Annotated in this window: 8 protein-coding genes; 6 read left to right on the top strand and 2 right to left on the bottom strand. The window is 71.1% G+C overall.

All coding sequences use genetic code 11. The annotated features are described in order from the left end of the window. Positions 1 to 48 precede the first annotated feature (48 nt). The 6 genes from ESO86_RS05820 to ESO86_RS05795 all read left to right on the top strand — a co-directional run bounded on the left by ESO86_RS05820 (position 49) and on the right by ESO86_RS05795 (position 6709). Positions 49 to 1089: a permease gene (locus ESO86_RS05820; RefSeq protein WP_129234018.1), complete on the top strand. Its 1041-nt coding sequence runs from the start codon at positions 49 to 51 to the stop codon at positions 1087 to 1089. A 4-nt stretch (positions 1090 to 1093) separates the two neighbouring features. Further along, positions 1094 to 1867, top strand: a complete 774-nt coding sequence (locus ESO86_RS05815) for a TIGR03943 family putative permease subunit (protein ID WP_165307376.1) — start codon at positions 1094 to 1096, stop codon at positions 1865 to 1867. Next, positions 1857 to 3284, top strand: coding sequence for a hypothetical protein (locus tag ESO86_RS05810; protein ID WP_129234014.1), 1428 nt, complete (start codon positions 1857 to 1859; stop codon positions 3282 to 3284). The genes ESO86_RS05815 and ESO86_RS05810 overlap by 11 nt, the downstream gene beginning before the upstream one ends. A 227-nt stretch (positions 3285 to 3511) precedes the next feature. After that, positions 3512 to 4402, top strand: coding sequence for a serine protein kinase RIO (locus tag ESO86_RS05805; protein WP_129234022.1), 891 nt, complete (start codon positions 3512 to 3514; stop codon positions 4400 to 4402). A gap of 122 nt (positions 4403 to 4524) precedes the next feature. After that, positions 4525 to 5097 carry a YceI family protein gene (locus tag ESO86_RS05800; protein ID WP_129234013.1) on the top strand — a complete coding sequence of 191 codons (573 nt, stop codon included), beginning with the start codon at positions 4525 to 4527 and terminating at the stop codon, positions 5095 to 5097. Between the two features lie 148 nt (positions 5098 to 5245). Beyond that, a complete protein-coding gene (locus ESO86_RS05795) occupies positions 5246 to 6709 on the top strand; it encodes an MFS transporter (protein ID WP_129234010.1) in 1464 nt (487 codons plus the stop codon). An 89-nt stretch (positions 6710 to 6798) separates the two neighbouring features. Here ESO86_RS05795 and ESO86_RS05790 read toward each other — a convergent pair whose 3' ends face one another. Then, on the bottom strand, positions 6799 to 9918 hold the full coding sequence (locus ESO86_RS05790) for an ExeM/NucH family extracellular endonuclease (RefSeq protein ID WP_207207027.1): 3120 nt from the start codon (positions 9916 to 9918) through the stop codon (positions 6799 to 6801). Positions 9919 to 10125: 207 nt separating this feature from the next. Further along, positions 10126 to 10525: MarR family winged helix-turn-helix transcriptional regulator (locus tag ESO86_RS05780; protein ID WP_340638836.1), on the bottom strand; the 400-nt coding region annotated here is incomplete at its 5' end.

The following is a 10525-nucleotide window of genomic DNA, read 5'->3' as shown; positions in this document are numbered from 1 at the left end:
CGACCCCTCCCGACCCCCGACCCCCGACCCCGACCCCGCCCAGGAACGATGACCTCTCCGACGACCAGGGGCCGCCGCGCCCGGAGCGAGCCTGTCCGGCCGTCCCGCCGGCCGCTCGGAACGATCGGGCTCGCGATCGGCATCGCCGCGGTCGCGCTGTTCGCGGGGATCCGCATCGTGACGGCGGAGGACCGCAGCGACGCGCTCTCCGACGCCGTCCAGGACTTCGTCACGCTCTCGGCGAGCGTCGTGATCGAAAGCCTCCCGTTCGTCTTCCTCGGCATCGTCCTCTCCATCGCCGTGCAGCTCTGGCTGCCGCCGGACTTCCTCGTGCGACGGCTGCCGACCAACGGCGTCCTGCGGCGCGCCGTCATCTCGCTCCTCGGCATCCTGCTGCCGGTCTGCGAGTGCGGGAACGTGCCGCTCGCGCGCGGGCTCCTCCAGCGCGGGCTCACGGTCGGCGAGTCGATGACCTTCCTCCTCGCGGCGCCGATCCTGAACCCGGTCACGATCATCACGACCTACCAGGCCTTCGGATGGCAGGACGGCATCCTCGTCTGGCGCATCGTCGGCGGCTTCGTCATCGCGAACCTCGTCGGTTGGGTGTTCAGCCGGCACCCCGACCCGACCTCGCTGCTCACGCCGGCGTTCCAGGCGGCATGCGCCCGCGAACATGCGGATGCCTCGGCGAAGCCGCGACGCGGCGCGCGCATGTTCGTCGATGAGACGTCGGCGATGCTCCCCGCGCTGTTCGTGGGGTCGGCGATCGCCGGATTCATCCAGGTCGCGGTCTCGCGCGACATCCTGATCACCCTCGGCCAGAACCCGGTGCTGAGCGTGTTCGCACTCATGCTCCTCGCCTTCGTCGTCGCACTGTGCTCGAACGTCGACGTGTTCTTCGTCCTGGCGTTCGGGTCGACCTTCATGCCCGGCGCGATCGTCGCGTTCCTCGTGTTCGGACCGATGGTCGACGTGAAGATGCTGGCGCTCATGCGCACGACGTTCACCACTCGCACGCTCGTGCAGCTGACCACGATCGTCGCGCTCGCGAGCGCCGCACTCGGGCTGGCGGTGAACCTTGCTGCATAGCCTCGTGTCCCGCTGGAAGGGCGTCGCGCTCACGCTCGTCTCCGTCGTCGCAACGCTGTGGCTCGCGGCCACCGGCCAGCTCGGGTTGTACATCAACCCCGACTCCTCGGGCTTCACGGTGATCATGACGCTCATCGGCGGCATCCTCGCGCTGGCCGCGCTCGCACTCGCGCCTGCACGGGACGACCACCACGACCACGACCACGGGCCCGACCACCACGATCACGGGCCCGAGTCGCGTGCCGTGCGCGCGGCACCCGCCCGACGGCGCACGGCCACCGCGTCGGCGATCGTCGTCGTCGCAGGGGCGACCGTCGCGCTGCTCGTCCTCCCGCCCGCGACGCTCACCGCACGCACCGCGATGGACCGCGACGTCGAGGTCACCGCCGGCGAACTCGCCGCCGACGCACCGAGCCTCGCCGGGGCGGATCCGTCGACGTTCGACCTCTCGGACTGGGCGTTGATCGCGAACCAGTTCGACGACCCGGCCGAATTCGGCGGGATCGAGCTCGAGCTCGCCGGCTTCGTCTCCCCCGTGCCCGGCGACCCCGACGACAGCTTCTACATCACGCGGTTCAAGATCACGCACTGCGCGATCGACGCCCAGCCGGTCGGCGTTCCGGTCCACCTGCCGGGCTGGAAGGAGCGGTTCGCGGTCGACGACTGGGTCGTCGGCACCGGCGAACTCGCCGCCGATCCGGTCGACCGGGACGGCTTGGTGCTCGTCCCCGGCACGGTGGGGGCGACCGACGAACCGGAGCAGCCGTATGTCTACTGATCCCCGGCGTCCGCGCGACCAGGGCGGGTCGCGACGTGCGGGTGCGGCCCGGTTCCGTCGCGGCCTGACCGCGACGATCGGCCTGCTCGCCGGGGCATCCGTGATCCTCGGCGCCGCGTCGCTCGCGCAGGGACCGAAGGTGACGGACGCGGCCATCGACGTCGAACGTGCCACGCGGCTCGCCGGCTCGCGACTCGTGATCGAGCTCAACCAGCCCGTCGAACGGGTCACCGGACACGTCGAGGTGACGCCGAGCGAACCCGCGGCGCTCGAGATCGACGGCGACCGGCTCATCGTGTCGTTCGAGGATCCGCTGCCGTACGACGAGGCGTACACGGTGACGATCGACGGCGTGGTCGGCACGGCCCAGCCGACGGCGGCGACGATCGAGTACCGGTTCACCACGGCGGACGAACCGGTGCACACCCTCGTCCGCCGCAGTCCCGAGGGACGACCTGATGTGGTCCGGCGGTCGTACGTGGGCGACCCGACCCCGGACGACGTGCTGGAGGCGCCCCGCCTCCGGTCGTTCGCCCACGCCGGCGACGTCGTCGTCGGCGTGGCGATCGAGGACGACGGCGCGAACACGCTGCGCGTCGCCGGGATCGGGGACACGACCCAGACGGTCGCGCTGCCCGAACCGGGAACCGTGAACTCGATCGGCGGGTCGACCACCCGACCGCTCGTCGCCTTCACGTTCAACCCCGCGGACGCCGGGGCGGAGGCGGGCTCGCAGAGCGTCCTGTACACGCTCGACGTCTCCGGGGCGACTGCCGAACCCGTGCCGGTCCTCGGCCCCGACGGCGCTCCGGTGTCCGTGAGCGACTGGGTGTTCGTCCCGGGAACGACGTCGATCGTGGTGCACGACCTGGACGGCGCGGTCCTCCTCGCGGACGCGCTCGGCCTCTCGCCCGCGCAGCCGTTGGGAACCCACACCGAGCTCCGCGGCATCCTCCCCGGGACGACCGAGGTGATCCTGGCGGATCCCGATCGCGGGACGGTCCTCGAGCTCGCCACCGGCGAGACCCGCGAGAACATCCTGCCGTCCGCCGAGCTGCCGGATCAGGCCTACCCGGGACTCGTCGTCCAACTCGACGCCGAGGGCTCCCACTTGCTCGAGGTCCTCATCGTCTCCGGCGACGGTGCGGGCTCCGTGGCGACCGAGGCGCTCCTCGCCCGGGTCGACGACGTCGAGACGGTCGTGCTGCACGCGACCGGCGGCGACAGCCGGCGCCTCGCGACCTGCCTCTCGCCGAACGGCCGCCTGGTCGCGGTGGAGACCGCGCCGGCGCGGGCGGAATCCGACGGGTATCCCAACGCACCATCCCTCGTCGGCCGGCTCACGACTGTCGTCGACGTCGAGACCGGCGAGGTCGTGCTCACCCAGAACGGCGGCTCCTCCGACTGGTGCCACTGAGCGCCTTTACGGATGCCGCGGTGCGGCGTATGCTCATGCGGGCCGCGCCACGCGGCATCCGTCGCCCGATCGGGGCGACCCACGACGCCCGCAGCGGGCCGAGACCGGAGGGAGTGAAGCGATGAACACCGTTCCTGTCGCGCGTATCGCAGACACCCTTCCCTGCGAGGCCGCCCGCTAGCATCCGCGACGGTGGCCTCCACGATCTCGGAGACACCACCGTGAACATGCTGTCGTCACTCGACGATTCCGCCGCGCGATCGCGCGCGGCATCCGCTGCGCCCTTCGGCGCGGCATCCGCCTCACTCGCCTTCTCGGACGTCGAGCCCGGCGAGGACCAACGCTGGTCCACGTGGCCGGCGACCCAGCCCAGCGAGCGCGGGCCGCAGCCGCGGCCGGACTGGCTCGTCACCTCCGCCGCGGCGATCGACACCGAGCTCGGCGTCGTGAAGACGGGCAAGGAGGCCGACCTGTGGCTCATCGAGCGGGCCGTGCCCGGCGCGCCTGCCGACGTGCCCGGCAATTCGGTGCTGCTCGCCGCGAAGCGGTACCGCAGCGCGGAGAACCGGCTCTTCCATCGCTCGGCGGTCTACACCGAGGGGCGCGGCACGCGCCGCTCCCGCGACGTTCGCGCCGTCCAGCGCTCGTCGTCGTACGGGCGCGAGGTCGCGCGCGTCGAATGGGCGTACGCGGAGTTCGCCGCGCTGTCGCGCCTGACCGAGCTGGGTGCGGCCGTGCCGTACCCGGTCCAGGTGGGCGAGACCGAGGTGCTCATGGAGTTCATCGGCGACGGGCGGGTCGCCGCCCCGCGGCTCGCCCAGGTGCGGACGACGCCGGAGGGGCTGCGCGACCTCTTCCACCAGGTCGCCGCATTCATGCGCACGCTCGCGCACGCCGGCCTCGCGCACGGCGACCTCTCGCCGTACAACCTGCTCGTCGACGGGGACCGGGTCGTCGCGATCGACCTGCCGCAGGTCGTCGACGTCGTCGCGAACCCGAACGGGTTCGACCTGCTGCACCGGGACTGCCTGAACGTGTGCGAGTGGTTCACCCGGCAGCGGCTCGAGTGCGACGCGGAGGAGCTCTTCGCCGAGCTCGTCGGCGACGTGACACGCTGACGAGATGGCCGATCGGGCGGGGCGGATCGCGCCCGATCGGCCTCGTCGACCGCACATGGGGCGTCCGACCAGCCGGGGGATGAGAGACTGTGGGAGTTTTGGTGAACGACCCTGGGGAGATCATGACCGACACCGGACCCGACCTGAGCGGCGACTGGGACCTCGACCCGGCTCACACGCGCATCGGCTTCTCGGCCAAGCACGCGATGGTGGCCAACGTCCGCGGCGCCTTCAACGACGTCACGGGCGCACTGCACGTCGACTTCGACGACCCGGACGCGTCGAAGGCCGAGATCGTGCTCAAGGTCGCGAGCATCGACACGCGCAACGCGCAGCGCGACGAGCACCTGCGCAGCGCCGACTTCTTCGACGTGGAGAAGTACCCCGACATCACGTTCCGCAGCACGCGGATCGAGGAGGTCGCCGACAACGCGCTCGTGGTGTCCGGCGCCCTGACGATCCGCGACGTCACGAAGCCGATCACCATCCCGATCGAGTTCACCGGCGTGGAGACCGACGCGTTCGGCGCCCTCCGAGCCGGCTTCGAGGGCACGCGGCGCATCGACCGTCGGGAGTTCGGCCTGGAGTGGAACATGGCGCTCGACTCGGGCGGATGGCTCGTGTCAGAGAAGATCACGCTCGAGTTCGAGCTGTCGGCGATCAAGCGCGAGGGCGCCGCCGAGGCGGCCGCCTGAGGCGAGCTTCCGGGGGAACCGGCGGCGCGACGGCATCCGGCTATCGCGCACCGAGCCGGAGGCGTTAGCCTGCACGGGATCGACGCGGATCGGCCCTGACCGGGCGCGCCGTCACCGCCCGTTCACCCCACGTCGGAAGACTTCGCCCATGACCGACCAGCCACAGTCGCCCGAACCCCCGCACCCGACTCGCCCCGGCGTCGTCACGCCCCCGCTCTCGACCGCGGAACTCCGCCCCGTGACGGGCCTCGAGCTGCAGGGTGAGCGGGTCGTCCCGAAGCGACAGGTGTGGGCGTGGGCGCTGTGGGACTGGGCGACGCAGCCGTTCAACTCGGTCATCCTCACGTTCGTCTTCACGGCCCTCTACCTCACGAGCGACTGGTTCCTCGACCCGGCGGTCGCAGCGCTCGGCGAGGACGACCCGGCCTACGAGCGCGCGCTCGCCGATCTCGCGAGCGGCCTCGGCTGGGCGATCACGATCGCCGGCATCCTCATCGCCGTGCTGGCACCCGTGCTCGGTCAACGAGCGGATGTCGCGGGGCGCCGGAAGCTCTGGCTCGGCGGCGCGACGGCCGCGCTCGTGGCGTGCATGCTCGGCCTCTTCTTCGTGCAGGGGACGGCGTCGTACTTCGTGCTCGGCGTCTCGCTCATCGCGGCGGGCACGGTGTTCGGCGAGATCGCGGGCGTGAACTACAACGCGATGCTCGTGCAGGTCTCGACGCCGAAGACGGTCGGCAAGGTGTCGGGACTCGGCTGGGGCCTCGGCTACCTCGGCGGGATCGTCGCCCTGGTGCTCGTGGTGGTCGCGACGGCGTTCGACTGGTGGGGGATGCCGACCGACGACGGGCTCGTCTACCGGGTCATCGCGGTCGGCTGCGCGGTGTGGACGCTCGTGTTCGCCTGGCCGGTGCTCGTCTACGTGCCCGAGGCACCGCCCGCGGCGGGTCGGGCACGGGTCGGGTTCTTCCGCAGCTACGGCGTGCTGGTGCAGGACATCGTGCGCCTCTGGCGCGAGTCGCGGCCGACGTTCTGGTTCCTCCTCGCCAGCGCGGTGTTCCGCGACGGGCTCGCGGGCGTCTTCGCGTTCGGCGCCGTGATCGCGGCGGTCGCATTCCGCTTCACCCCGAACGAGGTCATGATCTTCGGCATCGCCGCGAACCTGCTCGCCGGCGTCTCGACCATCGTCGCGGGCCGGTTCGATGATCGGTTCGGTCCGCGGGCGGTCATCCTCACCGCGCTCGGCGGGCTCGTGGCCGCCGGGCTCATCGTCTTCTTCCTGCACGATGCGGGCAAGCTGCCGTTCTGGATCTTCGGCCTGATCCTCACGCTGTTCGTCGGCCCCGCGCAGGCGGCCTCGCGCTCGTTCCTCGCGCGGGTCACGCCGGCCGGACGCGAGAGCGAGATCTTCGGGCTCTACGCCACCACGGGCCGCGCTGCGAGCTTCCTCTCGCCGATGCTGTGGTCGGCGTTCATCGTGGTCTTCGGCGCGACGTACTGGGGCGTGCTCGGCATCGTGCTCGTGCTCGCCGCCGGGCTGGTGCTCATGCTGTTCGTCCGCGTGCCGCAGCGGGCGACGGATGCCGCGGCCGCGGGTCCCACGTCGGGCGCGTAGCCGACGGCGCGGGCGAACGGCCCGGACACGGCGACGGCGCGTCGCCCCGGGGAGGGGAGCGACGCGCCGTCGGGTTTCCGGAGGCGGAACTACGGTCCGACCGTGACGGTCACCTCCTGCGTGGTGATGTTGCCGCTCGGGTCGGTCGCCTCGAACAGGAACGTGTACACGGCGCCCTGGCGGGCGAGCACGCGCGCCTCGGTCGTGGAGACGACCTCGACGTCGGCCTTGTGACCCTCGCCCGTGGCCTCGACCAGTTCGACCTCGACCTCGCCGGAGTCGTCCGACGCGTCGATGTCGAAGGTCACGGTCTGCCACTTGGCGTTCGGGGGGAAGACCAGCTCCGGGTCGACCGTCACCGAGAGCTCGGGCGCGATGAAGTCGAACCCGACGATCACCGGGTCGTGGTCGCTCGAGCGGTACGCGTCGGGCTCGTAGAGCGCGTCCTGTGCCGGCTTCTTGAACGTCATGTCGTAGTCGATCAGGCTGGGCTCGTCGGCGTTGATCGACCAGGTCGACGCGCCGGTGACCTGCGCCACGAGGCCGGGGCCCGCGAGCGCGTGGTCGAGGTAGCCGAGCTGGCCGTCGAAGACGTACGAATAGGCGAACTCGCCCTGCTCCTGGAGCAGCAGGTCGGTGTAGCCGGCTGCCGTCAGCGCCTGGATCGGGTCCTCCTTGTCGTAGGCGTTCAGGTCGCCGATGATGAGGTCGCGGCCCGGCTCTGCACCGGTCGGGCCGGTGGCCAGCCATTCGGCGAGCGCCTCAGCGGCGCGGGTGCGCACGCCGTTGCAGTTGCCCTGGCCGTCGCCTTGGTCGGGGTCCTCGGCGCAGGCGGAGCCCTTCGACTTGAGGTGGTTCACGACGACGGTGACCTCGGCACCCGAATCGACGTCGGCGAACGTCTGGGCGAGGGCCGGCCGGTTGCGGTCGTCGTCGAAGTCGGGGTCGACGGTGCTGTCGAGCACCGCGTGGTCGCCGACCGGCTCCACCGCGCCCGGCTTGTAGATGAACGCGGTCGTGATGACGTCGGTCCCGAGGATCCCGGTGTCGATCGCGGCGTACACCTCCTCGCCGAGGGCGGCGTTGATCGCGTCCGTGAGCGCCTGGACCGCGGTGCCGTTGTTCTCGATCTCGATGAGCCCGACGACGTCGGCGTCGATCTCCGTGATCGCGCTGACGATCTTCGCCTGCTGGCGCTCGAACTCCTCGGCGGTGTCGGCACCACGTGAGCCCAGCGTCGTGAAGTAGTTCAGGACGTTGAAGCTCGAGACCGTGAAGTTGCCGCCGACCTCGGGCACGTCCGTGCGCGGGTTGACCGATTCGAACCCGGCGCCCTGCGTCGGCTGGATCGCCCAGGTGTCGAAGCGGTAGTCGAGCACGCCGGTGGCATCCGAGACGAGGTCGCCGCCGCGGAAGGTGTTCTCGAGGGTGAACTCCTCGCCGTTCGGGTGGATCGCGGGGTCCGGGTTCTCCGCGCTCCGACCGTCGTCGAGTCCGATGCGGTTGAGCTCGTTCTCCTGGGCGAGGGCGATCGCCTCTGCGCTTCCGGGTTCGTACACCGCGGTCGGCTGCATCTGGCGATCGGTGCCGAGCATCACGGTGCCGTAGCGGCCGAACTCGAAGAACTCGAGGATCGCGAGATCCTGCGGGAGCGTCACGTGCATGCCCTCGAGGGACTCCTTCGCCTCCGGCGTGGCCGGCAGGGTCAGTTCGGCGGCGGGCGGGAGCGCGAGTCCGGACTCGCAGACCGAGTTGGACGCTGCGGTGATCTCGGTCATGCCGAAGTACTCGCTCACCGTTCCGGTGATGTGGACGAGGTCGCCCTCGGCGACGTCGAGGCCGTTCTGGGCGTAGACGAAGATGCCGTCGGAGGTCGCCGGGTCGCCGTCTCCGGCGTCCTGCAGGTAGTAGCCGTCGAAGCCGCCGTCCTGGAAGTCGCCGACGACGACGCCCTCGATCTCGACGGACGAGCCGACCACCGGCGATGCGTCGCCGGGGCCCTGCACCGAGCCGATCGTGACCGTGGCCGCGTTGCAGTCGGCCGGCGGCAGCGGCACGACGACGACGCTCAGCGAGTTCCGCGCGCCCGGCGTGTTCGCCGCCTCACCGTCGATGAGGCTGCCGGGGAACCCGGGGATGCCGGCCCGGTCGAAGTCGTTGCGGACCCAGTCGTTCGTCGAGCCCGTGTCGGTGCCGTCGGGGATCCGGGACGCGCCGCCGGGAGCGAAGGAGAGACCGTCGTAGCCGACGGTGAGGACGGTGTCGCCGTACGCGAGGTCGCCGGATCCGCCGTCGTTCACGGCGATGGAGTCGAGGATCTCGAATCCGGCCGCGTCGATGGCTCCGTCGTCGTCGGCGTCGAGGTCGTCCCCGAGCGCGCCGGTGAAGCCGCTGACGAGCAGCAACGAGATCGTGCCGTTCTCGAGCGCGTTCGCGGGCAGCCAGGTGAGCGAGCGGCCGCTGTCGTCGGCCGGCTCGAGCGCGATGACCTCGTCGATGACGCCCATCGAGGAGTTCGAGTCGCCCTCGACCTCGAGGACGCGGTAGCCGCTGACATCCGTTCCCGGCTCGACGAGGATCTCGACGTATTCGGTGTCGGTACCGGCGGTCGAGGCGGAGAACTCGTTGATCACGGACGGCTGCGGGCCGGACTCGCCACAGGCGACCGTGTGCGACCCGAGGCCGTCGAAGGTGTTCAGGGCGAATCCGGTCCACTCGATCGCCGGGTCGAACACGTCGTCCACGATGGTGTCGCCGACGCAGACGTTCGCGTTGCGTCGGATCGTGTTGTCCTGGGTCGACGTGAGGCCGGCACCCCACTCGCTGCCCGGGTCGAATCCGACCTGGCCGAGCGAGTCGACGACGGCTCCGTCGTGCTTCAGGACGATCGCGTCGTCGCCGTTCCACAGGCTGCTCGCCGTGGTCTGGTCCGCAAACGCGGCGAGGTCCTCGTCGGCGAAGACGAAGGCGTCGCCGGCGGCGACGGTGCCCGTCAGTGCGAAGGTGCCGCCGGAGGTCGCGGTCGCGCTGCCGTTGAAGTAGACCTCGAGGGAGTAGCCCGCGAGCGGCACGTCGGCGTCGGTCGGGTTGTAGAGCTCGACCGCCTTGTTGAAGGACGACCCCTCGACGTACTCGCTGATGATGAGGTCGGTCGGGTCTCCCTCTGCGGCGATCGCGGCACCGGCCGGCACCGCGATTCCCACCCCCATCAGGGCAGCCGCAGTGAGCCCCACGGTCAGGCGTTGGACGGGTCGTTGCATCTCGGCACCTCCGGCACACGCCAGGGGGCCACCCTGACCCCCGGACGGCGTCAGCCTATGGAGGTCCCGGTCGATCGGGAACCCCTGTCACGAGACGTTCACGCAGTGCCCGCAAATGTGCAGCTGCCGGCCACTGGCCTGCTCACATGAGCACGGTCAGGAGTGCGGCGGATGTGCTCGTCGAAGGCCGTCCGCGAACCGGCCCAGCAGGTCCGCGAAGCGCGCGCGATCCTCGTCGCTGAAGCCCTCGAGCGCGGACTCGATCGCGCGACGCCGATTCGAGTTCGCGGCGTGCACCGCCTCGCGACCCTCCTCGGTGATGCGGATGCGAGTACGACGAGCATCCTCGGGGTCGGCTTCGCGGACCACGAGGCCCTCCTCGGCGGCCGCCTGCACGAGTCGGCTCGCCCGGGGCTGGTCGACGCCGATCGCGCCGGCGAGTTCGGTCACCGACATCGGCCGGTCCGCCGCGTCGAGCATGGCCAGGAGCCGTGCGCGGGCGACCGGGCCGACGCGGAACTCCCAGGGGCCGCGTGGACCGCCGCGGCCGCCGGGC

Source organism: Agromyces binzhouensis (assembly GCF_004135055.1).
GTDB classification, from domain to species: domain Bacteria; phylum Actinomycetota; class Actinomycetes; order Actinomycetales; family Microbacteriaceae; genus Agromyces; species Agromyces binzhouensis.
Note: the sequence above shows the minus strand (reverse complement) of the source record. Positions and strands in the feature narration are given on the sequence as shown.